The sequence below is a fragment of the Halomonas profundus genome (genome assembly GCF_020865425.1).
In the GTDB taxonomy this organism is placed as follows: Bacteria; Pseudomonadota; Gammaproteobacteria; order Pseudomonadales; family Halomonadaceae; genus Vreelandella; species Vreelandella titanicae.
In genome coordinates this window covers 2,513,088-2,539,361 of record NZ_CP086344.1, presented here as the reverse complement: position 1 = coordinate 2,539,361, position 26,274 = coordinate 2,513,088, and the positions used below count along the sequence as shown (strand labels likewise).

General features: G+C 53.9%; 21 protein-coding genes. 4 read left to right on the top strand and 17 right to left on the bottom strand.

From position 1 onward, the window contains the following. Window positions 1-4 precede the first annotated feature (4 nt). The 5 genes from LMS44_RS11405 to LMS44_RS11385 form a co-directional block, all read right to left on the bottom strand. The gene (locus LMS44_RS11405; protein ID WP_022523468.1) at window positions 5-1,018 is read right to left on the bottom strand and encodes an alpha-L-glutamate ligase-like protein; all 1,014 of its coding nucleotides are present in this window, start codon (window positions 1,016-1,018) and stop codon (window positions 5-7) included. After that, entirely contained in the window at window positions 1,015-2,538 is a 1,524-nt protein-coding gene (locus LMS44_RS11400; RefSeq protein ID WP_009286710.1) for an inactive transglutaminase family protein, read from the bottom strand. Before LMS44_RS11400 ends, LMS44_RS11405 begins: the two co-directional genes overlap by 4 nt. A 33-nt stretch (window positions 2,539-2,571) precedes the next feature. Continuing rightward, window positions 2,572-3,408: an ATP-dependent zinc protease family protein gene (locus LMS44_RS11395; RefSeq protein WP_498947279.1), complete on the bottom strand. Its 837-nt coding sequence runs from the start codon at window positions 3,406-3,408 to the stop codon at window positions 2,572-2,574. A 274-nt stretch (window positions 3,409-3,682) separates the two neighbouring features. Beyond that, entirely contained in the window at window positions 3,683-5,815 is a 2,133-nt protein-coding gene (locus LMS44_RS11390; RefSeq protein WP_498947278.1) for a protein-disulfide reductase DsbD family protein, read from the bottom strand. 78 nt (window positions 5,816-5,893) lie between these two features. Then, window positions 5,894-6,982, bottom strand: a complete 1,089-nt coding sequence (locus LMS44_RS11385; RefSeq protein ID WP_498947277.1) for a TlpA family protein disulfide reductase — start codon at window positions 6,980-6,982, stop codon at window positions 5,894-5,896. A 179-nt stretch (window positions 6,983-7,161) separates the two neighbouring features. Here LMS44_RS11385 and pdxR point away from each other — a divergent pair, with 179 nt between their 5' ends. Then, entirely contained in the window at window positions 7,162-8,568 is a 1,407-nt protein-coding gene (pdxR, locus tag LMS44_RS11380) for an aminotransferase-like domain-containing protein (protein ID WP_498947276.1), read from the top strand. Between the two features lie 15 nt (window positions 8,569-8,583). Here pdxR and LMS44_RS11375 read toward each other — a convergent pair whose 3' ends face one another. The 5 genes from LMS44_RS11375 to gorA all read right to left on the bottom strand — a co-directional run bounded on the left by LMS44_RS11375 (window position 8,584) and on the right by gorA (window position 13,475). Then, the gene (locus LMS44_RS11375; protein WP_498947275.1) at window positions 8,584-9,204 is read right to left on the bottom strand and encodes an FMN-dependent NADH-azoreductase; all 621 of its coding nucleotides are present in this window, start codon (window positions 9,202-9,204) and stop codon (window positions 8,584-8,586) included. A gap of 229 nt (window positions 9,205-9,433) precedes the next feature. After that, window positions 9,434-9,826: an ectoine synthase gene (locus tag LMS44_RS11370; protein WP_022523470.1), complete on the bottom strand. Its 393-nt coding sequence runs from the start codon at window positions 9,824-9,826 to the stop codon at window positions 9,434-9,436. Window positions 9,827-9,930: 104 nt separating this feature from the next. Further along, a complete protein-coding gene (gene ectB, locus LMS44_RS11365) occupies window positions 9,931-11,199 on the bottom strand; it encodes a diaminobutyrate--2-oxoglutarate transaminase (RefSeq protein WP_022523471.1) in 1,269 nt (422 codons plus the stop codon). Window positions 11,200-11,305: 106 nt separating this feature from the next. Then, the gene (ectA, locus tag LMS44_RS11360) at window positions 11,306-11,884 is read right to left on the bottom strand and encodes a diaminobutyrate acetyltransferase (protein ID WP_009286706.1); all 579 of its coding nucleotides are present in this window, start codon (window positions 11,882-11,884) and stop codon (window positions 11,306-11,308) included. Window positions 11,885-12,092: 208 nt separating this feature from the next. Beyond that, window positions 12,093-13,475, bottom strand: a complete 1,383-nt coding sequence (gene gorA, locus LMS44_RS11355; protein WP_009286705.1) for a glutathione-disulfide reductase — start codon at window positions 13,473-13,475, stop codon at window positions 12,093-12,095. Window positions 13,476-13,692: 217 nt separating this feature from the next. Here gorA and can point away from each other — a divergent pair, with 217 nt between their 5' ends. Continuing rightward, window positions 13,693-14,340, top strand: coding sequence for a carbonate dehydratase (can, locus tag LMS44_RS11350; RefSeq protein WP_022523472.1), 648 nt, complete (start codon window positions 13,693-13,695; stop codon window positions 14,338-14,340). Window positions 14,341-14,367: 27 nt separating this feature from the next. Here the strand turns inward: can and LMS44_RS11345 are convergent, their stop codons facing one another. The 7 genes from LMS44_RS11345 to galU form a co-directional block, all read right to left on the bottom strand. Further along, a complete protein-coding gene (locus LMS44_RS11345) occupies window positions 14,368-14,895 on the bottom strand; it encodes a cytochrome c (RefSeq protein WP_022523473.1) in 528 nt (175 codons plus the stop codon). 49 nt (window positions 14,896-14,944) lie between these two features. Then, complete coding sequence (msrA, locus tag LMS44_RS11340; protein ID WP_022523474.1) at window positions 14,945-15,577, bottom strand: peptide-methionine (S)-S-oxide reductase MsrA; 633 nt, start codon at window positions 15,575-15,577, stop codon at window positions 14,945-14,947. An 11-nt stretch (window positions 15,578-15,588) separates the two neighbouring features. Next, on the bottom strand, window positions 15,589-19,641 hold the full coding sequence (gene tamB, locus LMS44_RS11335; protein WP_278370925.1) for an autotransporter assembly complex protein TamB: 4,053 nt from the start codon (window positions 19,639-19,641) through the stop codon (window positions 15,589-15,591). Window positions 19,642-19,650: 9 nt separating this feature from the next. Next, entirely contained in the window at window positions 19,651-21,504 is a 1,854-nt protein-coding gene (tamA, locus tag LMS44_RS11330; protein ID WP_022523476.1) for an autotransporter assembly complex protein TamA, read from the bottom strand. A 104-nt stretch (window positions 21,505-21,608) separates the two neighbouring features. Then, the gene (locus LMS44_RS11325; protein ID WP_022523478.1) at window positions 21,609-22,430 is read right to left on the bottom strand and encodes a hypothetical protein; all 822 of its coding nucleotides are present in this window, start codon (window positions 22,428-22,430) and stop codon (window positions 21,609-21,611) included. 9 nt (window positions 22,431-22,439) lie between these two features. Continuing rightward, window positions 22,440-23,732: a nucleotide sugar dehydrogenase gene (locus LMS44_RS11320; protein ID WP_278370926.1), complete on the bottom strand. Its 1,293-nt coding sequence runs from the start codon at window positions 23,730-23,732 to the stop codon at window positions 22,440-22,442. A 3-nt stretch (window positions 23,733-23,735) separates the two neighbouring features. Continuing rightward, window positions 23,736-24,626, bottom strand: a complete 891-nt coding sequence (galU, locus tag LMS44_RS11315) for a UTP--glucose-1-phosphate uridylyltransferase GalU (protein ID WP_022523480.1) — start codon at window positions 24,624-24,626, stop codon at window positions 23,736-23,738. A 171-nt stretch (window positions 24,627-24,797) separates the two neighbouring features. On the opposite strand from galU, the gene ubiG reads away from it, so the two are divergent. Together ubiG and LMS44_RS11305 are read left to right on the top strand one after the other, a co-directional pair. Next, complete coding sequence (ubiG, locus tag LMS44_RS11310; RefSeq protein WP_022523481.1) at window positions 24,798-25,541, top strand: bifunctional 2-polyprenyl-6-hydroxyphenol methylase/3-demethylubiquinol 3-O-methyltransferase UbiG; 744 nt, start codon at window positions 24,798-24,800, stop codon at window positions 25,539-25,541. Next, window positions 25,542-26,210, top strand: a complete 669-nt coding sequence (locus LMS44_RS11305; RefSeq protein WP_022523482.1) for an HAD-IA family hydrolase — start codon at window positions 25,542-25,544, stop codon at window positions 26,208-26,210. Window positions 26,211-26,274: the final 64 nt, after the last annotated feature.

Genomic DNA, 26,274 nt, shown 5'->3' with positions numbered 1-26,274 from the left:
TAGTCTACGCGCCGGTGGAAGCGGTGTCAGAGCTTTCTACCGATTCGCTGTCTACCAGCTCACTTTGTCGCGCAAAATGATGCTGGGCAAAAGCCACCCGCTGTTTAGCGGGCACGCCATCGGGTTGACGTTCAATCAGATCGAGGCGACGGCGCAAACCTTCACCATTGGTCATTTGAATAGCCAAGCCAGGCCTGGCGTTGAGCTCAAGTAGCATCGGCCCGTATTTACGATCCAGCACCATATCGGTACCCAGGTAGCCTAGACCGGTCATTTCATAACAACCCGCCGCTAAGTTAAGCAGCGTTTCCCACTGGGGAACGACCAAACTTGCCAGATCGTGCCCCGTGTCCGGATGGCTAAAGCAAGGTCGGTCAAACTGAACGGCGCGCAGGGCAGCCCCGGTGGCGATGTTCAAGCCAACGCCTACCGCCCCTTGGTGCAGGTTAGCTTTACCATCGGATGCTGCGGTGGAGAGGCGCATCATGGCCATCACCGGGTAACCCTTGAAGACGATAACCCGGATATCAGGAACACCTTCATAGGTGTAATCCATCAGGCTTTCATCGAAATTAATCAGTGTTTCAATCACCGCCACATCAGGCGAGCCGCCCAATGAGTAGAGCCCCGACAGAATATTCGATACATGCCGCTCAACGTCGGTAAGAGAGAGCTTGGTACCACTAGGCTTGATAAAGGCGTTATCTTCGACCTTTTCAATCACCAGGATGCCCTTACCGCCGCTTCCCTTGGCAGGCTTGATAACAAAGCCTGCGTGCCCCGTGAGCATGGCGCCAATGTGCTTAACGCCAAACTGAGTTGTTACGGTGCCAATCAGCTCGGGCGTGGTAATCCCATACTGTTGAGCCAATAGCTTGGTTTTAAGCTTGTCGTCAACGAGGGGATAGAGACGGCGACTATTATATCGGCCAATGTAGCGAATATTACGCCGATTCATGCCGATAATGCCTTTATCCCGCAAGCGCGTGGGCCACGTCCAGTTCTTCAGCCAACTCATGAGGGTTTCTCATCGTCAGTGATTGGCTTGAAGCGGCGCAGCTCCAGTAAACGGTAGCCGGTGTAATTGCCCAGCAGCAAGATCAACGCCATCAATATCAACTGAACGCCCAGGAAGTTGAAGGTGATATGACGTACCCAGGGATTATTCATAGCCAGGTAGGCAAGGATAGCCGTGATCAAACTGCCGCCGCCTTGGATTAGCACCTGCTTAGGGCCTTCCTCTTCCCAAAGTATCGACATCCGCTCGATGGTCCAGGCCAGAATGATCATCGGGAAGAAGGTGATCGTTAAGCCAGCACTGAGCCCCATGCGATAGGCCAATACGGTGAAGATCGAGATAATCGCAATCACCGTTATGATCACCGCCGAGACCCTGGCCACCAGTAATAAATTCAAGTAAGAGAGATAGTTACGAATAATCAGACCGACGGCAACGATAAGCAGGAAGCCAATCAAACCCGTGGGAAGGGTGGTTTGAATGAAGGCGAGGGCGATCAACACCGGCATAAAGGTACCGGACGTTTTAATGCCCACCAGCACACGCAAAAACACCACCATTAACGCACCAATGGGAATCAGCAAGATAGTTTGGAATAGCGCTTGCTCCTCCAGTGGCAGGCTGTGAATGGAGAAGTTCAGCAGCGTATCTTCAGAGTAGTGGTTGCGCACCGCCGCCGAAGCAGGCTGGTCATGGGTCATCATTGAGAAAGAAACCCGCGAGTTGGTGCCGCCCTGAACTTCTAATACCGCTCGACCACCGGTTTCCCATAGCAGCAGGTTGTCGGGCTTACCTTGCTCACCCGTCAGTGGATGGAAAATTGACCATTCTTCGCCTGACTCGTTAAACACCTGAATCCAACTGCTAAGCGTTTGGCGACGACGACCATCTTCCAGAAGCAGGCCACTCACTTCACGCGCTAATACGCCTGCCTGGTTTAGCAACCGCACCACCAAGGCCGCCGGATTCTCTTGCGTCAGCAGCAGACGGGCATTTTCAGACTGACGCTCGCCGTTAATATCACGTATTAACTCACGGGCAAAGGTGGCGTTATTGGCACTGCGCGCCCAAGCTTGTTCGATAAGCTGATTAGCCGCGGTGTCATAGGGGCTTTCCCAAGGCGTTGTGACGGGGATTTCAGGGGGTGTCTGCACCGGTGAGCGAGCATCTTGAGATACCAGCATCTGAACCGAGTAATATAATGTTTGGCTGCCCACTGCTTCACGAATAGTCCAGCGGGCGGTGCGGCCTAAATCATCCGCCTGATAAGCAAGCCCATATCCTGATGATGCGGTGTTTTCAGTCAGTACACGGTAGCCTGCCTGATGGGAAGGCAACGCCAAGTCGACCTGGACGGGGCCGTCCTGAGCATTAAAGGTAATGCCAGCCTCAATCTCCCACACCTGGCGCTGTTCACCAGGCAACCATGGAATTTCAAACTGCACATGGCGGTGCACGCTGGTCGCTACGCCCGCGACTAGCAACAGGCCGACAATAATATAGAACATTAACCGTGACATGGAGATTCCTTTCCTCGTGAAGCGTCAGAGCGGTTACTCTTCGCTATCGTCTTCGTCAACTGCTTCATCTTCAGCAGCTTGGTCCGCTGGTTCGCCACCAGGAAATTCGGGGCGCTCATGCAAGTAAGTATCGGCTACATCAATTACCGCAATATCCATCAAAAAGCGCCGTCCTAGCAGCACTGGATAATCGAGATGAGAGCGGTCATTGAGGGTAAATTCGACATTTTCACGAATCGGCCCTAGAGTCATTAACAGAGAAATGACGGGACGTGACTCTTCGCCAGAGGCTTGAACAATGCGCACTCGGCGCACGATAGGCGCTTCAACCCACTCATCACGCTGCGACTCAACCGCCACGTCGTCGTCGTTCAGCGCCAACTTGAAGCGCACCCAATTTTCACCGTCACGCTCGAAGCGAGTGATCTCGGCAGCAGAAAGGGACGAGGTGTTGGCTCCTGAATCGATTCGCGCTTTGAGGTAGGTGCCCAGGCTGGGTAGACCAACCCATTCACTGCGGCCCAGTAATGTTTTAGTGGTCAAGCTCTCATCAATCTCACACTCTTCACGAATGATGACCGGCTCTTCACCACGAGCTTCCAATTGCTGCACGTCTTGGCGGAGGTAGCGCAATAAACTGCCCACTTCACGCATGTCAGCGGTCAGTGCCTGCTGGTGATCAAGCTGACGTTGCTGCAAATCAATGCGGGCGTCGCATTGTTGCGTTAGCTGGCTCTCTAACTCCAGGATACGAGAATTGAATGAGGCTTCGCTTAAAGGGGGCGGTTGATTCGTTTCCGGCTGGGTTGCTGCACAGCCTGCGATCGAAAGCGATAAGCCAGCGATAAGCCACAAAACACCTGGGCGCATAACGAGAGATATCCTTGGACAATAGGTCGGGGAATGATAAGGAGATGGGGGTCTAGTGTCCAACGCCATCATCGCTTTTCGGATCCTCATTTTATCTTATTGAACTTATGCGCGGTAATTATGGTTCATGAGCCTGACCGAAGAACGGAGACCAAGGAGGGCGAGGTTATTAACAGAACTGGCAGTGTTTCTGCCATCGTGGTGTATCTCTCAAGATATCTGTATTCATCTTTACAGATATCTTCGTTATGGCGATGCCAGATATGAGAGTGGGTTAACCAGATTTGCCCGCTAACGCAGGTAAAACATTTGGCGTAAGAATCTGTGAAAGGACTTCAGGCTCTTTTTCGCCTGGCGCATACCATAAGTAGAGAGGCACCCCTGAGCGGCCATGTTGTTCCAGAAAAGCAGTGATGGCTGGGTCACCATTGGTCCAGTCGCCCTTCATTGTGATCACACCCGCCTGCTCAAATGCCTGCTGCGTGCTAGGTATATCAATTGCTCGTTGTTCGTTTATCTGACAAGTGACACACCAGTCTGCAGAAAAGTAGACAAAGATGGCTTGTTCTTGTTGACGAAGCTCGGCCAAACGCTCCGCGTCGAAGTCGAATGTGCGTGTTTCGCGTAAACTTGCGGCCGCATTAAGGGGCCCCTCATGCTCCGCAAATGAGCCAGGAACGAGGACGCTTCCCGACAATGCGAGTATGGCCGCTAGTCCTGCCGGAAGCCAGCTTAACCGCTTGCCGTTGCGTTGACGCAGGCCGGTGAACCAAAGCCCTATCGCCAGCAACATGACCAGAGCGAGACTCGCAATCATGCCATTGTTACTGAGTTGACGGCCAAGCACCCAAGCCAGGGCGAGGGCGGTCAGGAACATGGGGATGGCCATGATATGCCGGAAGCTTGCAAGCCATGGACCAGGGCGAGGAAGGAGGCGACGAAGCACTGGCACGAAACCAAGCAGCAAAAACGGCAGGGCAATGCCCAGGCCCAGGCCTGCGAAGACCGTCAGCGCGGCAACCGTAGGGAGTACCAGGGCGGCGCCAAGGGCCGTGGCCATAAATGGGCCGGAGCAAGGCGTGGCGACGAAGGCGGCAAGCACGCCTGTCCAGAATGCACCGGCCATACCGTCTTGGCCAGCCAGTTTGGAACCGGCATTGATGGAGCCCAGCTCAAAAAGGCCTGCCAAGTTAAAGCCGATGGCTGCGGTCAACAGGGTAAGCACCACAATGACCCGCGGGTCTTGCAGCTGGAATGCCCAGCCAACGTGAGTACCTGCTGCACGCAGAGCAATAATCGTCGCACCCAGCAGCAGGCAAACGATAACCACACCGGAGGTATAAGCTAACGCCTCACGCCGGGCTTCGCGTTGACCACCGGACAGACGCGCAAGGCTAAGTACTTTAAGACTGAGGATCGGGAAAACGCAGGGCATGATATTGAGCAGAACGCCGCCCAGTATGGCACCGAGAAATGCCGTCAGTAGTAACGTAGAACTACTTTGTACGCCAGAGGCTCCTGCAACAGGGGAGGCTTGAGATCCGCTTACGTTCGCCGTTAGCGCATCATCGCTGCGGCCAACCAATGCCAAGCCGGTACCGTTGCCCAGTGACAGCAGCGCCTCAAACTCGTCAGGCGGACTGCCTGCCTGCCAGGATTTAGCCAGTTGAGTTTCAACAATCAATGTATCGTCTTCACGACTAAAAATCTGCTCAGACGCGGGATCTACTACGTTGTCGGTAGCGACAAACAAGTGTGGATTGTTTAGTTCCACGCTTGCGGGCAAGGGAATGCTTAGGCGCAGCTGAGTATCATCGGTGGTCACAAAGCTGGCTTGCGAGCCCAGCGGCCTGGGTAGCTCACGCCGCCATTCATCGAAGCGCGCTTTGCGCTCAGACGTAATATGGCCATCGCCTGCGACCAGAGTAATGGCAAGCGATGCTTGTTCCGGAATGCAGGCATCGGCGCGGCAAGCGAGGTAATCGAAATCAACGGTGATCGGCAGAGAGGTTCCCGATGGCACCGAGGGGTCTATTTCAACGGGTAGCAATAGCGCATAAGGATGCTCAAAGACATGATTCATCAGGTCGCCGGTCATTAGCGTCTGTGGTACTGGATAGGCGGCATTGCCCACGCTGACACCTTCCGGCAATTGCCAATTGAATTGCGGTGGCAAACCAATGCTGCCGGGCTGTTTCCAATATCCATGCCAACCTGACTGTGGCTCCATGAAAACGGCTAACGTGCTGGATGTACCGGCTGTGGGTTGATCCGTTTCCGCTATCAAGGAGCTCTTAATCAGTTCCTCGCCTGAGGTGCCCGGAAACTCCTGGGCAGCGCTGGTCTGGGGGAGTGACAGTAAAACCAGGCAAAAGAGGACAAAATAGCGGCAAAGGAATGGGGGCATCGGCTATCAGCCCGCGTGAGACGGGCTGCTCCATTAAAGGGGTGTACCGCACCGTGGCCTGCGCGGAAGGGCTACGGTTTATTGACTGATGCGTTCGACGGCTTCGGCTAATGCGGTATCTTGTGGTCCAAGCTTTTTGGCTACCTTGCCGTCAGCATCAATTAACACAACGGCTGGTATCTGCTGAATGCCGAAAGTACGGTGTATCTCGCCTTCGGCGTCGAGTAACACGGGAATAGCCGTCTCGGTGGTATCAAGATAGCTTTCGACGTCTGACTCTTTGGTCCAAAGGCCAGAAATAATGCCTACCCACTGAACGTTTTGGTCATTGCTCAGCTGGTTGACGGTTTCGCGCACACGGCGGCAGGCGGTGGAGGTGTCTGGCTGGCTCTCGGCAAGATAAGACTCACACCACGTGGCAAAAAACACCACACCCAATGGCTGATCTGTCGTCGCTCGAGTCAGGTCGACGGTATTGCCGTCACGCGTAATGACTTCAAGATTAGGAGTCGCATCGCCTACCGTTAAGGCGTTGGCATCGATGTTCGCGACGGTGGCTCCTTCGGTCGTGGCTGAGCTTGGATCAGTGGGTTCCAGCACTGCCTGTAGCGCCTGTTCCAATGCTTGGTCGTCACGATGGCCAATGTGGGTGATGTGGCCACTGCGATCAATCAGTACGTGCTGCGGGGTGACGCGTAGATTCAGTGCTTCAGCCAGCGTTCCGTCATCTACCGTGATAGGCATGGTCAGGCCCATTTCCTCGCGATACACACGTGCAGACTCTTCGGTGTCAGCGTAACCGGTGTTCACGGCGATTACTTGAATGTCATCACCATGCGCTTCTTGAAATGCTTGGAACCCCGGCATCTGCTGACGACAGGGCACACACCAGGTTGCCCAGAACTTTATATACACCGGTTTGACGCCATACAGTGTGCTGAGATCAATGGTGTCACCATCCAGCGTGGTAACGCTCAAATCAGGGCCAGGTTGACCAATGAGCGACTTGCCTGCCGCTCTGGCACGTTGTTCACCATCGGCGCCCTGATCATAGGCTTGATCGGCTTCTTGTTGATCGGTGGTCTCGGTCGCTTGCACCGGACCAAAGCAGCTGGCCAAAATGGCGAGCAGTATCGTAACGAAAAGCCTCGTGTTTGTTGTCCGCATTGATTTCATCCTTTTGGCAAATTGTTTTGGCCTGGCACAATCGTTCTAAGCGAATTCAAAGACAAAGAACTAACTCCAAGATTCAGGCCGAAAAAAAGTAGGGTAGATAGTGATTGTGAAGGACACCATGGTCTAAAAAAAAGCACCAAGACTGACAGATTTTTATGTACCATAGACCAATGAGTACACTTCGTTTTTCACTTGATCGCCAAGGCGAGCAATCTCTGTCAGAGCAGATACGTTCCAACATCGCTGATGCCATTCGACAGGGACATTTGTATGAGGGCGCGCGACTGCCTTCATGGTGTGACCTTGCGGCACAGCTGGGCGTTTCGCGGGGCACTATTAAAACGGCTTATGATCGGCTGAGCGATGATCAGTTAGTCATTTCGAAGGGTGCCGCCGGCACCTTCGTTAGCTCCGTTCTACCAGCGGCACCAGAAGTGATTGCTGGGGCCACCCGCCTGCCATTGCCTGATCTCTATCAGGATCTGGATAGCGCCCCCCAACTTTTTCAAGTGGGGGTGCCCGCGCAAGACGGTTTTCCATTTAAACATTGGTCACGCATCCTACTGCGCTGTTCGCGACAGGCGGTGGCCAAGCCGTTGCGTTATCCAGACCCGCGCGGAGAGCGGGAATTGCGCAAAGAAATTGCGGCTTATCTGGCGGTGGCCCGCGGACTGCTCTGTTCTGCAGACCAAATTATTATCACCAATGGTTATGCGGGAGCGCTGGGCCTGGCATTGCACTTGCTGCAGTTGAATTCAAGGCGGGTGTGGGTTGAGGATCCCGGTTATCCTCTGACACGGCACGCCTTGTCGCTATCAGGATATACCTCGATTCCCGTTCAAGTGGATGAGCAGGGGATCTCTGTGGAGCAGGGGATATCGCTGGCAGCAGATGCTCAGTTGGCGATTGTGACGCCAAGCCAGCAAGCACCTTTGGGTGTACAGCTATCGCTGGCTCGGCGCCAAGAACTATTACTATGGGCTAAAGAAAATGTTGGCTGGATCATCGAAGATGATTATCTAAGCGAGCTGCAACTAAGCGGCCAAGCAACGCCCGCACTGGCCTCGCTGGATCGGGACGGAAGGGTGATTCACATCGGCACTTTCAGTAAAACCATCAGCCCACAATTGCGGCTCGGGTTTATGGTGGTACCGATGAGGTTGTCAGAGCGTGCAGGAGATACGGCTGCCGCATTGTCGCCAGCGTCTGCTGTGCCTAGCCAACTAGCCGTTGCGGAGTTTCTACGCGATGGCCATTACTTGCGCCATATTCGGCGTATGAAACGTTTGTATATACAGCGCAGAGACGCGCTACTTGCGCTCATGGGCACATCGGTTTCATTGAATAATATGGCGGGCTTGTCACTGTTGCTCACCTTGGCTGATGATGCTGACGACGTTTACATTGCCGAGGCTGCCAAGGCGTTTGGCTTGGCACCGGCGCCGCTGTCTCCCTGGTACGCCACGCAAATCAATGCGCGAAAAGGATTACTCCTAGGCGTGACCAATCTATCGAGTCCAGCAATCGAAGAGGGTTATCAGCAGTTGGCAGCGCTTGTCGCCCGCCATCGCCAATAATGTGTGGTTTGCAGTTTATGGCATCACGTTAGTCAGTATGCCAGCCTTGACCAGAGCAGCCTGCGCCTGATGCCATGCTTTCTCGGTAGCAGACTCACCAAACGCTAAACCCTGTAAATACACGAAGTGGATATCCTGAATGCCGATGGTGTTGAGAATAAGCGTGAGGTAGGGAGTCAGAAAATCCGGTTGCGGGTTATCTCCTTGTAACATGCCTCCAGCGCTAACCAGGACGGTGGTCGGGCGATCTTGCAACAATCCCAGCTTGCCCTCAGCCGAGGCGATAAACGTCCGATTGATACGTACCACATGATCTATCCAGAGTTTCAGCGCCGCCGGTACGCTGAAGTTGTGCATCGGCATCGCAATCAATAAACGGTCGCTCTGTTCCAGCTCACCAATCAACTGTTCGGACTCTGCCAGGGCAGCATCGACGCTGTCGCCGAGATTGTGGTTGACGAGTGCCGAAGCGTAACTGTGGGTCAGCGGCGATAGAGGGGCAGCTAGCAAATCACGCTCCACCAAACTCACACTGGAATGTCTGAGTGTTTTCTCAGCCAGAATCTTTTGAGCCAGACAATAGCCTAACGCATGCTTACCATGCGGGCTGGCGTGAACGAATAAGATGTTACCCATGAAGCTCTCTTTTTAAAGGCGAATTGCAGTACTAAACCATACTGGCTTTCGCGATATCAAACTTCATGAGCCGAAATGAACTGCCTTCTTATTTAACATAATATATATTAAGCGAACCAGTGAGGCCGCTATGGGTAAAATTGCGCTCGTCCATTTCAAAAAAGGCAGCCCGCATATTTAGCAGGCTGCCTTCTGATCTATCACGTAGTCTATCTCACGCTAGCACGATTTACTCTGGGGCTGCGTACGAGCCATCTTCCTGGTGAACTTCATTACCTGTGATCGGTGGAGTAAAGACGCAGGCAACCGTCATGCCCTTCTCTTTGCCACGCAGCAAGTGTTCATCATGCTGGTCGAGTAGATAAATGTCGCCTGCTTTGATCGGCCAGATTTTACCGTCAGCCAGGGTTTCAACTTCGCCTTCACCTTCGTAGCAAAACACTGCTTCGTAGTGATTTTTGTAATGGATATGTGTCTCGGTGCCTGGGAAAATGCGGGTAATATGGAACGAAAAACCTGCATTATCGTTGGCCAGAACAAGGCGCGTACTGTCCCAGTTACCATTTTCAGCGGTCACTAGGCGATCTGTTTTACGCGCTTCATCAAGATTACGAACGATCATAGGAGTACTCCGTTGCAAAACGACTGGCGACTACCAGCCGCTATATCCCTAACTAAAAAACTGTGAGCTACTGCTTCAGCGTAACGCTTAATACTACCGCCAGGTTATTCGCTAGCAACAGCTTTAACGCACATTTCGAGAATATCCAAACCTTCCAGCAGGTCATCATCGCTAATGGTTAGCGGGCATAGGCACTTAACCACTTCACCATCCTGACCACTGGTTTCAATTACCAGACCATGCTCAAAGGCTTTACTGGTAATTTTATCGGCAATATCACCCGACACAACGTCAATACCGCGCATCAAGCCACGACCACGTTCAGTGGCAGGCATGCCGTGCTCCGTTAACAGCGCTGCTAACTTCTGGAAGCGCTCTTCTACAATACGCCCTTTGCGCTGAACATCACGCTCAAAGGTGTCATTAGTCCAGTATTTTTTCAACGCAGCGGTGGCGGTCACCATCGCCAGGCTGAAACCACGGAAAGTGCCGTTATATTGACCCGGTTTCCATTTATCCAGCTCTGGGCGCATCAACACATGGGCAAATGGCAGGCCAAAACCGGAGAGCGATTTCGAGTTGGTAATAATGTCAGGTGTAATACCCGCGTGTTCGAAGCTAAAGAACTTACCCGTACGGCCACAGCCTGCCTGAATATCATCGATAATCAGCAGAATGTCGTGGGCACGACAGATCCCTTCGAGACGCTTCAACCACTCCAAGCCTGCAACATTAATACCGCCCTCGCCTTGCACGGTTTCAATGATGACACCCGCTGGAATATCCAGACCACCAGATTTGTCGCTGAGCAGCTTTTCAAAATAATCCAGGGTATCGGTATGCTCACCCATGTAGCCATCGTAAGGCAGGAAGCTAGCGCCCTGGGTGGGTATGCCACCCGTGGCTTCACGGAATTTACGATTACCCGTGGTCGCCAAAGCCCCCATGGTGACGCCGTGGAAACCATTGGTGAAGGTGACAATGTTGTGACGGCCTTTAGCCACACGAGCCAAGCGGATAGCGGCCTCTACGGCATTGGTACCGGTTGGGCCAGGCAGATGCACTTTATAATCCAGCCCGCGTGGCTTGAAAATAACTTCTTCCAGCGTTTCAAGATAATCACGCTTGGCATTGGTCCACATATCCAAACCGTGAACAACACCGTCAGTCGACAGGTAATCAATCATCGCCTGTTTCATGTGCGGATTATTGTGGCCGTAGTTCAGCGTGCCCGCGCCGGCGAGGAAATCAATGTACTCACGGCCATTCTCATCGGTTAGACGCGCATTTTGCGCTTTGGTAAACACCACCGGAAACGAACGAGAATAAGTACGTACATTGGATTCCATGCGTTCAAGCGTCTGGGTCTGCATTAGCGACCTCCTTGGTTGATCATTTTAACTTTAGGCATTACTTGCCCGAAGCAACATGAGCGGGAAAAACGGTAAGTCCGATACGTGTATCTAGCAAAACGACGTATTAGATGCGATCTGTTTGGAACGGGCCGATACGAACCAGGTTTTCCGGGTCATGCTCTCCTCCGAGCTGTTCGGTAGAGAAGTATTCGCGGCTATTGAGCGGCGCATGCCAGCGTGCCGCCAAGCGACGGAATAAGCCCCAAGAGGCTAGATTGTCAGGGGTGATGGTGGTTTCAAGGTGATGCACATCATCAAGCTCAGGGCGGGACATAATAGCCTCGACCAAGCGTCGCGCTAGCCCTGTACCACGTGCTTTTTCACCGACAGCCACTTGCCATAAAAAGTAGGTGTCTGGAGCATTATCCTTAACATAGCCAGAAACAAAACCAACGATTTCGCCCTCTTCATTGGTAGCCACTGCGCAGGTATCACGAAACTGAGTCGCCAGTAGCAAGTAAGCGTAGGCTGAATTCACATCCAGCGGAGGGCAAGCTTTGACCAGCTCGTAAACTCCCCAGCCATCATCCGCATTGGGTTTGCGAATAAACAGCGGCATCTCCGCATGACCCACAACAGCATCAGCCACCGTTGGCCTGGCAAGGTCAGCAGAGGGGGTAAAAGGTTGTGTCGGCGTACTCATAGTTATGCTTCGCTGTAGCGAATTTGATGTTCATTATAACAGCTGATTATGAGCAATTCAAAAATCATATTATTCTACACCTCGCTTTCCATAATTTTTTGTTATGATCGAGTAGCATAACCACTGCTCACCGCTATCTCTTTTAGAATAGTGCAAGTAGCCTACAAAAAAAGGCGCGCCCATGGGCACGCCTTCACTTTTAATATGCTTATCTGCGTGTCAGCGTACGCAGCGTGACGAACTCCTCGGCCCCCGTTGGGTGGATGCCTACGGTGCGGTCAAAGTCCTGCTTGGTAAGGCCAGCTCTTACCGCGATAGCAATTCCCTGAATAATTTCACCCGCGTCATCTCCGACCATATGGGCCCCTACGACTACATCGGTAGCATCGTCCACGACCAGCTTCATTAAGGTGCGCTCTTGGCTACCTGATAGGGTGTGCTTCATGGCGCGAAAATCGGTGCTATACACACGAATATGGGTGAATTTTTCCCGCGCGGCCTCCTCGGAAAGACCCACGGTACCGATGTTGGGATGGCAAAAAACGGCGGTAGGGATCGTAGTGTAGTCCAACGGCTTGGGAACCGTATCGGCAAAGTGGGCGTCGACAAGCTGCATCGCCTCAGCCAGTGCTACCGGTGTTAATTCCGGCCCAGCCGTCAGGTCGCCCAAGGCTAAAATTGAAGGCAGCGCTGTTTCAAACCGCTCGTTTACGGGGATTTTACCCGCCTCATCCAGGCATAGGCCCAACGCTTCAAGCCCTAGCTCACGGATATTCGCCTTGCGCCCTGTGGCTGCGAGCACCACATCGACTTCAAGCACGTTGCCGTTGGTAAGGTGAACATTGTAGCCGTCTTGGCTGCGCTCAATACGCTCGATGTTAGTGTTGAAATGGAGGTTGACTCCCTTTCTTTCCATTTCCGCGCAGGTGAACTCGCGAACCTGTTGATCAAAGCCTTTTAAAAACAGCTCGCCACGGTAGATGAGGTGCGTCTCGCTGCCCAGACCATTAAAGATACTCGAAAATTCCACCGCAATATAGCCACCGCCAAGCACTAAAAAGCGCTTAGGAAAAGTATCTAGATCAAAAATCTGATTGGAATCCAGTGCGTGTTCACTGCCAGGAAAATCGGGTACCCAGGGCCATCCACCAGTAGCCAGAACGATTTTTTGTGCAGTCACCGATATATCGCCATGCTCGCCGCTTAAGGTCACCGTGTGTGCATCGGCCAAGCGTGCTCGTGCATTGAAGAGCGTTACTCCAGCGCCTTCCAGCATGCGCTGATAAATGCCATTCAGACGTTTGATTTCACTGATTTTGTTGTCGCGCAGTGTGGCCCAATCGAAGCTGGCGGGGCCAGGCAGCTGCCAGCCAAAACCTGCCGCATCATCAAAACTGTCATGGAAATGGGCAGCGTAGGAGTAAAGCTTCTTGGGCACACAGCCAACGTTGACACAGGTTCCGCCCAGGTAGCGATCTTCGGCAATGGCCACTTTGGCGCCGGTAGCCGCGGCCATACGCGCGGTGCGTACACCACCAGAGCCTGCGCCAATAACCAGAAGGTCATATTCGTATTCAGAAACGTCTGCCATGATTTGCTCCTGGGGAGTTAGAATTCGTATGAATCAATATCGGGTTGCCCATTGGTCAAGTGCAGTGGTTGACCTGACTACCCGGGAAGGTTAAAACCTTCTGCTGCTATTTTGTACTGGCCTAGGTTATACAAGGCCTAATTCCACCCTGAGTAGGGCTTTGATAACCCGCTTATCTACCAGCGACTTAACGCCCTTTAACTTTTCTGGAGACGCTATGTCTGACCCTATTGCGACGCTACTCGACAATAATCGCGCCTGGGCTGAGCGTATGTGCGAAGAAGACCCCGACTACTTTAAGCGCCTTTCGAACCAGCAGAACCCCGATTATTTATGGATTGGCTGCTCCGACAGCCGAGTACCGGCGAATCAAATTATTGCACTCCCGCCTGGGGAAGTTTTCGTACACCGCAACGTCGCCAACTTGCTACACCACACCGATATGAACGCCCTCTCGGTGGTTCAGTTCGCGGTGGATGTTCTTAAAGTCAGCCATATCATGATTGTCGGTCACTATGGCTGCGGGGGCATTAAGGCCGCCATGATGGGAGGCGAATGTGGCGTGGTGGATTACTGGCTGCACTCAGTGCGCGAACAGTACAACCATCACAGGAATTCGCTTGACCACCTCCCACTGGAAGATCAAATCGATCGCATGTGCGAGCTCAACGTGAAAGCCCAGGTAAACAGTTTGTGCCGCACCAAAATTTTGCAGCGCGCTTGGCAGCGAGGTCAGCAGATTTCGGTACATGGCTGGGTCTACGGATTAAGCGATGGCCGCGTTAAAGATCTTAACTGCACCGTAAGTGGTTTAGAACAAGTGGAAACACTTTACCGTATTGACCGCATCCAGCAAGGCGATTAAGCACTCCCCCAATGCCTACCGCTACGCTTAGTCGTAGCGGTAGGCACGATGGCAGCTCTTACAGCTCGCGCCCACTTCTGAAAGCGCTCGGGCAGTGTTTCGAGTATCCTCTTGCTCGGCTACATCAATTAAATTAGCGATTTTATCCTCCAGATCGCTAAAACCGGCGGCGAACTCACCCCACTCTTCCCATATGGATGCCCGCGCTTCAGAACCACTGCCGTGGGTGCCCTCAATAAACGCAGGTAGCAAACGATCAGCGCTGGCACGCTCTTGCAGCTTAAGTAACCGCGGCATTGCAGCCTCAAGATCTTGATTATTGATTAGATCAAAGCGCAGCTGACGCACCAGACTTTCAATATCTTTAAGCTCTTCTCGGCGCCAAACCACGGCTTCGCGCTCACTTGCGAATGGCGTGTCGCTGACGGCTTGGGGCATGGCCAGGGCGCTCGTTTCCTCGCCTGCCCAAGCCAGCGGCGTGCAGAGCATTAATGCTAAAGCGCTGGCTGCCGTGCCGCGGGGGGAAGCCCACTTCAGATAATGGCGTTGCTGCATAATGGCTTCCTGTCGATGATTCGGTAGTCAAAGGTTTAGTGCGCACGTTTTAACCTATCGGGCAGGTGACACCCGTACCTTTCAAGCCGCAGTAGCCATGAGGGTTTTTATCCAGGTACTGCTGATGGTAAGCCTCTGCGTAATAAAATGTTTCTAGCGGCTTAATCTCAGTAGTGATTGCCCCTCTGCCCGCTTTGTCGAGCGCCTGTTGGTACGCTGCCGCACTCTGCTCGGCTACCGTTTGCTGCGCTTGGCTGGTGGTAAAAATGGCGGAGCGATACTGCGAGCCAATATCGTTCCCCTGGCGATTGCCCTGGGTCGGGTCGTGCCCTTCCCAGAAAACCTGCAACAACGTTTCCAGCTCGACTTGCTGTGGGTCATAAATCACCCGTACCACTTCGGTGTGGCCAGTACGCCCCGTACATGTCTCGTCGTAGGTGGGGTTAGGTGTCTCACCACCAGCATACCCCGCCGCAGTGACATAGACTCCTGGCAACTGCCAAAACAGGCGTTCAACGCCCCAGAAACACCCCATGCCTAGCACGATCTCCTCGTGGCCTTCGGGAAACGGAGGATGTATCGAGTGCCCATTAATGGTATGCACCTGACTGGTTTCTATGGGCGTATCGCGTCCAGGCAGTACACGGCCTGAACCTGAGCTAGCGTTTGAAAATAGTGACATATCACCCTCACTTATTGCTGCTGAATGATTTCAGGATTACCGGAACGGGTAAAGGTGTAGATTAAGTCCACCGCTTGGTTGGTACCCGAGACGGCCTGTACATAAAGGTTACGCCACAGCGTGTAGCGTAGTGTTAGTTCGGCAATTGGCGAGAAAATTCCCACACCGTAACTAATTCTAAGATCATCGGTGAGTTGGCCACTGACAGCGACTTGGCTATCATCGCCAGCCCCAGTGGTGTCCAGAGTTAAGTCATCAATGCCGAAGGCTTCACCAATGGAACCAACCGCCCCACCGGTGCGCCCTAACGACATGCCTATCAGCGCGGTAGTCAGTGCGCTATCCACACCGCCCCCAGAAGCATCAGGTGCGCGACCCCGTAACAGGTAAGAGAGCGCACGGGATTCATCCATCGCCGGTTCAGAAAAGATCAGTACGTTCGGAGATTCGGCACTACCTGTTACCCGCAAGCCCGCAATAACGTCATCTTCGGTAATGTCAGGGTTGCGAATGGCCTCGAAGTCGAGCGTAGGTAGACCGGGTGGCCCACTAAACAGCAGTTCACCGCGGCGGATAACCAGGTCTTGGCCGAAAGCCTGGAAACGACCATCGACCAAATTAACGTCGCCGAATAACTGTAACGCGCCGCTGCTTTGGCGAATTTCCAGCGCGCCTCCCAAGCCAGATTCCAAGCCGTAGGCTGAAATTTGCATATCGCTACCCAACGTTAAGGTCACCAGTACGTCAATGGCCATACCGGTGGCGGCAAGCTCGTCCGCGGCACTTGGATCATCCTCATTGGCAGCCGCTCGCTGAACCTCAATTTCGGCCTGGCGATCATCGCGCTCGGTAATAATCACTTCATCGCCACTTGGGGTGACTGCTGATGAGGGCATATCGCCAATTTCAAGCCGTGCCCAGGGTAAATTCACATCCCCCCTCACTTGCAGCCTTTCCGGCGTGACCCGGATACGGATATCAGGCGCTACTTCAAGACGTCCAAACTGGGGCAGAACGACCAGGATAGGCTCCTGCACAGCATTCAGATCGACGCCAATCCGCCAATCATCACCGCTTGGCCAATATGCATCACCGGTGATTTCCAAACGCCCTCGCTCAGCGGCCAGGTAGCCATCAATATCCCCCTGTTCACCGTCGAAAGAGACCACCAGTTCGCCACCCTGAATATCGACAGGAATATCCGGACCACTTACCCCTATACCGCGCAGTCCAAGCTGGCCTTGTAAGTCAGGCGCGGCGGTGGTGCCAGTAATTTGGACGTTGCCCGTTAAATCGCCCTCCAGTCGCTCCATTCCTACCAACATAGGTCGATAGGGTTGCAGCGAAACATCTTCTGCACGCAGCTCGCCAGTTAACGCGCCGGCCCCCAAGGGATCATTAACCGCTAGGTCCAAGTTGATATCGCCTGCTTCGGCAAGCGAAAGTGACACATTGGCATTCGCCTGGGCTTGGTTGGCCTCGATCTGAGCGTCGAAACTGACTTCTGGCAGTTGCACAGGCTGGCCATAATCATTAACGGCGGTAATGGCGAGTTCGCTAAGAATTTGTAGATCTGCCTGCCACTGGGCACCCCCTTGACGCCAGTTGGCAACAAGATCCGCGGTTGTATCCCCCTCTAACTGCCACTCTTCAGGCAAAAAGGGCTCCAGCATTTCCATTGGCACTTCACGTACCGAAAGCACGGCGTTGCCCTGTTGCGCAGAGGCAGTGATCTCCTCTTCAGAACAGACTAGCCCACCTTGCTCCCGGCGCAGGCAGAACGGCGATAGGCGCGCCTGACCATTGGCTAGGTCATAGCGCAGGTCTAGAGGCGCTTCAAGACGAATATCCCCCGCCTCAGAATCAACTTCCAGTGGCGTTACGCGGGCTTGGTAAAGCTGGTCTTGCTGGTCAAAGCGGCTTTCCAGGGCAATCAGCGCACGGCTTAAAACGCTGTTGTCTGTGCCCTGGGCGGTCAGTTCAAGCTGATGCTCAGAGAGGCGCCCGGCCAAATTGGCCTCTATGTTTGCAAGGGCCTGCCCCCCAGCATTGACGTTTTGTAGTGCGAGCTGTACGTCGAGGGAAGGATCATCAATGCCCTGTACATCAGCATCTAGGACAAGCCGTTCAATACGATTCTGACCAAAACGCACGCCATCACCCTGTAAATTGGCGAGTAATTGCGGTTGATTAAAACTACCGCTGGCCTCTAGCGTACCGACGATAGTGCCCGCCAAGTCTGGCGATAGTGTCTGCAACTGGCGTAGTGCAATGTCCGCGTTTAACGACATGGCCTGTTCGCTAATTTGCCCCTCTGCTGTTAAGCGATTCTCCCCCTGGGTAAACAGCAACTCGTCAATCTCCAGCTCCAGGTTGCTGTTAGCATCAAAGGCCGCTTGCAGGGTTAGCGGGTAGTCGCGCAGTTCACCGTCAATCGCTAAGTTGGGTACGCTAACTGCCCACTGATCCTCTTGCTGCCTCAGCGTAAGCTCGATGTCGCCGTTTAAATTACCCTCAAGCTGATCCACGAAGTGGGCAGGGTTAAACTGATCCAGACGAATAGTGGTGTTGACCTGTAGCGGTGCAACCCAACTGATGTTCCCTTCGCTGCGCAGGGAGCTTTCGTCGACTGCGAGGGTGAGCGGTTGCCAGCTAAACTGCTCGAGATCGCCCTCTCCGGTAACGTTAATTTGAGTGCGCGGCAGGCTCGGGCCCTCAACCGCCAGAGCCAATTGAGCACTATAATCGCTCAGGCTGCCGGTGACCTGTAGATCCAGGTCATCGACTATATAGGCTTGGGCTGTCTCTTCTTCAGTGCTGTCATCGACGCTTTCATTGCTACTCTCATCTGCGCTGACAGGCAGCGGCCACTGAACTTGGTCACTTTGTAGCTGCAGTTGAAACGGCAGCGTCGGGGCGAGTGCATCGACTTGCCCCCTCAAGGACGCATTGACCGCGCCAGAGGCATCCAACTGCGCTTCAAGCGCATCCAGTGGACCAGACAGCGTTAAGGTTAAAGCTTCGCCACTTAGCTCAGGGTATATCTCAGGTAAAAATAGTTCGACGCCCAAGCGAGCTTCGAGTGGGTAGTTGCCGGTTAGAGTGGCGTTCGCGGTTAATTCCGCCTCAGCATCCGGGGTAACAACGGAAAGCTCAGTTACTTCGACGTTATCACCTTCGGTTAACAGCCCAAGCCGCAGTCGCTCGACGCGGTACTCGGTAGCCCCTTCCAATCGAAAATCGTTGAGCGTGAATTCAGGTATCTGGATATCAACCGGTAGCGTGATCTCTGGTAGTTCCAGGCGTTCGCGTTCTTCAAGCTGCTGCTCTGGAGATTCCACCGACGCCACGGCTTCTTGGGGTGGTTGGTTGATCAAGATAGCGGCATCGATGGCTTCAGCATAAAGCGGCGTTTCAATGCCCTGGGTTAGCAGAACACCTGGGGAAGGTGGCAAATAGACACGAGGCTGCTCCAAATGGGTTGGCGAGAGGCGTACTGTGTTTCCTTCAGCGGTGGCTGCCAAGCTTAACGAGCGCCACGCTACTTCGGTACCATCGGCAAGCCTGAGGTTAACATCGTCCAGCAACAAAGAACGTAGTTCGATGGGGAAAGGAAAACGAATAGTCAGCGGGCTCTCTTCCTCTTCGGGAGGTGGCGCTTGCTCACTGGATGGGCCTAGCTGGATGTCGGCGCCCACCACACGCAGTGTGTCGATGCATAGGCGCCCTGACAGAACACAGTCATCTGCCCACTGGAGTTCGAACTCATCCACGGTTATACGGGTTTCGCCTAGCTGTAGCTGGAAATCTTCGAGCTGGAAATGGTCGAGCAAGCCGCCTTCATGATGCGTGTAGGAGAAAAAATCACGCTGCTCCCCCTGCGAGAGCAGCACCCCAGTGCCCCAGGGGGATAACGCCACCCCGACAATCAGCGCCACAATACCGAACAGCCAAATAGGCAACACGATTACAAGACGCACAAGGCTCCAGAACAGTAGCCAGGCACGATACTTTGGAGACAACATACGGCGTTTATCAGACGCAGCTGGTTCAACCTGAGACAAGTCTCTCTCCTAGAATTCCGGTCCGATAGAAAAGTGCAAACGCCAATCGTCTTCGTGGTCAAAAGGGTGGGCGATGTCAAAACGAATTGGCCCCACCGGCGAGACCCAACGTACCCCGACCCCGGCGCCCGTTTTCAAATCATTAGGCCCCCAGTTATCAAACGCATCGCCGTTATCTATAAACGTGGCCCCCCACCAATCCCCCGTCACGCGACGCTGATACTCCAGGGTCGAGGTGAGCATTTGCTGCCCACCTCGCAGTCGGCCCTCGTCGTTGCGGGGAGATAAGCTCTCATAGGAGTAACCACGCACACTGCGGTCGCCACCCGCGAAAAAGCGCAGCGATGGCGGTATTTTGGCAAAATCATCGGTTTCAATGGCGCCTAAGCTAATACGTGCCAAGAAGCGGTTATCGTTGCCAATCATGCGGATCCACTCCGTATCCCCCGTGATACGAGCGAATGTCGCATCCGAACCCCAAACGGTATCCGAATACTCTAACGAGAGCTGCTGGCGATCACCCCATAACGGAAAGCGCTGAGGGCGTGTCCGCGTACGCGACCACTGAATACCTGGATAAAACAGCCATACTTGATCCGCTTCGCCGCCCTGTTCAAAGTCTTCATAAGTAGTGCGGAAATAGATCGTTTGCACCCAATCGTTATCAAACTCCCAACGCCGGGCTAGCTCGACAGTGCCTTCTAACGACTTGGTGTCGCTGTCATCGACATTACGAACCCCGTACTGAAGCCGATAGCTGTCGCGAAGCGGGTCTTCCAGTGGCACATTATATACCCCGGTAAAACGCTGCTCTGGGGCAGATAAATAGAGGTCGTGATCAAGGCTATGACCAAAGCGGTTAATCCATGGTTGATCCCAACCAAAGCGCAGCCGTGGCCCTACATCGGTGGCGTAACCAATACCCACTTCAAACTGATGGCGATCAGCAGGTTCAACACTGACATCGATAGGCAATTGGGTATCACTGGGCTTATTAAGACTTAGCGCGCTGGCCAAAGCAGCACTGGTGACTCTCGGGCGCTCCGGCTGAGAGGCGGTGGCTTCACTCCACCAGGGGGCACCACCGCCAGGAGGAGAAATAACCAACTCTTGGGCGGTCTCAAGGCGCGGACGCACCGAGACCGAGCTAAACCAGCCGGTTTCCGCAAGCGACCGATTATAGTCTGCCAGGGTCTGCGCCAAATAGGGGTCGCCCGGCTCGAAGGGCTGCATGCGACGCAATCGATCAAGCTCAATATGGCTTCCGGTAATGGAGGATTCACCAAATTGGTAGCGTGGGCCACTGTCAAAATCCATATACAGGCGCGCACTTTGCAGATACGGACGCACTTCCATGCGTCGATCGGTAAACCCCCAGTCAAAGTAACCGCGCTCAATAGCCAGCCCCGAAAACTGGCTGCTTAATCGATCCCAGGGGGCGTGCCGCAACACATCCCCTTCTTCCAAGGGAAAGTCCTCTACGGCCTGTTGGAAAGGTGGGTCTTCACTCGCATCGCCTTCCACATTGATTGACAGAATTTCAATTTCAACCTGAGGGCCGGGCTCGATTTCCAGCCACGCACGTTTATCAGTGGCGCGCTCAAGGGTTATCTCGGGTTCGTAATAGCCGTAAACACGCATTGCTTCCTCGGTGCGTCGGCGGATCTCACCCTCTAAACGCACCTCGGTATATTGTGCCGCATCGATATTCTTTAAGTAGGCTTGGATGTTGCCTTCGACCTCATCGGTAACACCCGTGACAGTCGCTTCTAATGCCCATGCGCTAGGTGATACGCATAACAGCGGTAGCACAACAGTAACGGTGCGCTTTGTGGCTGATGTCCATCGCCGTTGTCTTCCCATACATTTTTATCCCAACCTAAATCAGCGGCTTCATCGCCTAAGCATTTCAACGCATTAGCATGTTAAAGATTAAGCAATCACACTCATACTTCCGTCGCGCCTTATTAACGCAACATCTCTAGCTGGGCACTGAAAGCAAGCTGCGCCTGGCGTACTTGGCGCACATCGCTTTCCAGCGAATTCAGCCGTTGAGACCACTCCTGCTCCAATGCTTCCAGGGCTGCTTGATCTGCGGGTGCTTCTATCTCTGCAACGGATGTTTCCAGCTCATTAAAGCGTGCCTCGAACGCTGCTCTTTGTGCTGATAGCTGCTCTTCCCAAGCGCTACTGACACTGTTGAGCTGACTATCCAGGCCATTGATGCGCCGTTCGGTCAATTGCTCCAGATGGGAGACTTCCTCAACAAGATTTTGACGACCCGAGGAACCCGTTTGTTCCAAGGCGTCAAGAGATTCCCTCACCGCCATTAATTGACTGTCGCGCAGTTCGGCTTGCTCTCTAAGTTGAGACAACTGCCGCAACAGTGTATTGATGGAATCACTAGAGACAGTATCCTCGCTAGAAGTGAGAAAACCGTACAACTCTTCCCGAGTAGCGGCCAACGACACTGACAGCTGCTCCTGCTCTTGGAAAAGCGTCGACATCTGAGCTTGTACAAAGGTTATCGTATCTTGTACATCCGTGTCATCCGAATCCAACCGAGCGTGCACATTGGAGACTTCCCCACTTACCCGGTGCAGCTCACCCAGCAGTCGTTCACGTTCATACCAAAGTCCAGCCGCCGCCGCGCCCATAAGCGCAATGATCAGTAGCAAACATAGCCATAGTGGCCATAGCGTGGGCCCCTTTCGGTGACGCAAGTGTTGCGCCGTCAAGCTTTGATCCACATCGGGCACAATACGAGAGGATGCGGTAGCGTCTGGCATGACATTTCCTCAAAGAGTCTTCGGGTCGGCACGGCGGCCAATACCTCGGTACATTAATCCACAGCTGGCAACGAACTCAGGGTCGTAAATATTGCGTCCGTCTAGTACGAGCTTAGCGTTTAAAAGCGAGCCGAGTCGGTGCCAGTCCGGGTTCCAATACGTTTTCCATTCAGTCACCAGCATCAGTACATCGGCCCCCTCACAGGCTTGGTAAGGGTCATGCGTATAGGTGCGCAGGTCGTCACGTTCGCCCACCAAGGCATGAAGAGCTGGCACTGCTGCTGGGTCGTGGAGCTGAACTTTAATTCCTTGCGCCCAAAGAGCCTCAAGCAGCGTTAATACCGGGGCGTGGTCAATACGCGCTGTGCCGGGCTTAAACGCCGCACCCCATATCGCCACGGTTTTACCCGCCAGCTCACCTGCAAAGTGAGCCCACAGTTTGCGAAACAGGGTCTCTTTCTTCTGCTCGTTAATATCCATTACCTGCTCAAGCAGTGCTGAATAGCGACCACTTTGCAGTTGCACATCGGCCAAGCGCATCAAATCCCGGGAGAAATTCGGCCCGCCAAACCCACATCCGGGGTAGAGATACTCAAACCCGATCCGTGAGTCAGCGCCCATTCCCTGGCGGACATGTTCAACATCCACCCCCAGGGTATCAGCCAAGCCAGCAATTTCATTCATATAACTGATACGGGTAGCCAGCATGCCGTTAATTGCCAGCTTGGTGAGCTCTGCAGCGCGGCGCGGCATACACTGAAATACTTCGCTGCGGCGATTAAAGGCGCGTAATAGTTCCCTGGTCACCTGCTCACCAGTGGCATCATCGCAACCTAGCAGCCGCCTAGTGGGGCGGGTAAACGACTCCCACGCCCGCCCCTCTTCCAACGTATCTGGGAGTGCCACGCTGGTGTGCTGCATGCCCATCAGTGCATGCAGGCGCTCGGTCTCGCCGACCGGAAACGTTGAATTATTGATAAGCACTATGCCCTGCTGATCGACCAATAGCGGGTCTTCAACCAACGCACTGGCTGAACTACGCTGCGCAGGAGATAACGCCAGCCAGATCACTTCAGGCGTGCGCGCCTCTTTAAGCTGCTCAATGACCTCCAGTGTCCCATCCGCCAAACCCTGCTCCAGATGAGCCATCAGCTGAGGTTCGCTGCGCAGCCAGTCCACTCGGGAAAGTGCTGACCAGGGGGCGTCAGCGTGCGGCAACCACTGCACCTGATTCCCGACCCAGGCCAACGCAGCGGCGGCCGTCGCTGCGCTCAATTCGCTACCGTAAAGCAACACCCGCATGGGTTACTCTCCTTGTTGGTAACGTGATAACAGGGCTTGGAAACCCTCACCAAACTCGGGGTGACGACGCGCGTAGGCAAGTGTGGCTTCAAGATAACCCAGCGGCTGGCCACAATCGTAGGTCGTGCCCTGCATACGGTATGCCTGCACCCCCGACTGTTCGCGCAGGGTCTCCAGCGCATCAGTGAGCTGAATTTCGCCACCGGCACCGGGCTTGGTGGCTTCTAAAATGGAGAAAATATGGCCTGGCAGCGCGTAGCGACCAATCACGGCTAGGTTTGAAGGCGCTGCATCGCGCTTTGGCTTTTCCACCATTCCCACAAGATCTGCCGATTGGTTAGGTGCAGGCACATCGCCAGCGGGTGCCACGATGCCATACTTCTCAACTTGCTCCCAAGCCACCTCTTCCACCATTAGCTGCGCCGTTTGCTGTTGATCATAAGCTGCCAACATGCCGGCCAAGTCGGTCGTTTGGTTGGCGCTGTTGTCGACCAGCACATCGGGAAGCAGCACTGCAAAAGGTTCGTCGTCGCCGATGATCGGGCGAGCGCATAGCACCGCATGGCCTAACCCCAGCGGTACACCCTGACGAATACTGATAATGCTGACATCATCAGGCACCAAATTGCGCAACATCGCCAAAAGCTCGTGTTTACCTTTCGCTTCCAGGCTGGCTTCTAGCTCGGCGTGGGTGTCAAAGTGGTTTTCAATAGCGCTTTTATTACTACTGGTGACCAGCACAATCTCACGAATACCCGCGGCAATGGCTTCTTCGACCACATATTGAATAACCGGCCTATCGACAATCGTAATCATCTCCTTGGGAATAGCCTTCGAAGCCGGTAAGCAGCGGGTGCCAAACCCAGCAACAGGAAGTACGGCCTTGCGAATCATAAAGAGGTCCTTTTCATGCGTTCCGACACAGGAGTGGTTAGAATGTCCATAATACTGAAGGCGTGGATGGATGCCACCTCGCCAATGGACGATAACCAGTGCAAATGGATAATAACCAGTAACTAAGCGTCAACTCTTCGCTTAATGCGTAACGACAATGGGAGTCACAACATGCAAGCGACACCACAGGATAGCACTGCTGGTCACTATCAAGGCAATGTCGATGCAGCAGAAGTCGCCAAATTTGAAGCGCTTGCTAGCCGCTGGTGGGATCCGCAGGGTGAATTTAAACCACTCCACGAGATTAACCCTTTGCGGCTCGATTTTATTGATGCGCGTGCGGGCTTGGCAGGAAAAAAAGTGCTGGATGTGGGCTGTGGCGGCGGCATTTTGAGCGAATCAATGGCCAACCGCGGGGCTAAAGTAACTGGTATTGATCTCGGTGAAGCACCTTTAGCGGTGGCTAGGCTGCACGCGGAAGATCGCGGTGTCGAGATCGATTATCAGCACATCAGTGTGGAAGCCATGGCGGCTCAAAAGCCCGGTTTTTACGATGCAGTGACCTGCATGGAGATGCTTGAGCACGTACCCGACCCCGCCTCCGTCATTCGTGCCTGCAGCGCCCTGGTTCGCCCTGGCGGCTATGTGTTTTTCTCTACGCTGAATCGCACCGCCAAGTCCTATGCGTTTGCCATTCTAGGCGCCGAGTACGTGCTTAGACTGCTCCCCCGGGGTACGCATAACTACGCGAAATTTATTCGCCCTTCAGAAATGGCCGCCTGGTCTCGCGACTGTGGCTTAGAAGTGCGTGAGCAGACGGGGCTTACCTACAATCCGCTAACCCGGCACTATCGTTTGGTAAGCCATGATGTTTCGGTCAACTACATGATGTACTGCCGTAAGGTGAGCGATTAAATGCCGATGCAAGCGCCCCAAGCGATTCTCTTCGATCTAGACGGCACCCTGGTCGATACCGCTCCAGATTTAGCCCACGCAACCAATGCGCTACGTATTCACCACGACTTAGAGCCACTTCCCTTTGAAGTGATCCGCCGCCAGGTCTCTAACGGCGGTAGTGCGCTGGTGACGCTGGCGCTAGGGTTAGAAGCGACAGCGGATGGACATACTCAAGCACGCCAGTTTTTGCTGGATGCCTACGAGCAAGCGGTCGCGGTGCACAGCCAGGTCTTCTCGCCGCTCGATGTATGGCTGAAAGAGTGGCATGGCAACCAACGACCCTGGGGGATTGTGACCAATAAACCGCGTCGCTATACGCTACCGTTATTGGACGCATTGGCGCTTCAGCCGGGCGCCCTACTATGTGCAGATGACCTGAGTGTAAAAAAGCCAGCCCCTGAGCCGCTCTGGGAAGCTGCCCGGCGGCTAGGCGTTGAGCCGGGTCAGTGCTGGTACATCGGCGACCATGCACGGGATATCGAGGCCGCCGTCGCTGCGGGGATGACGGCCGTGGCCGTTGGCTACGGCTATATCAGCGCAGAGGATGACTATCAACAGTGGCCTGCTGACTTATGGTTTGGAGAGTGTCACGCGCTGGTCGATGCCCTTAACGGTTTCAGACGCTAGCGACAATTTCAAGCGTAAGTACCGGCGGGCATCGACGTGCTGATAAGGGGTTTAAAAGTAAGCG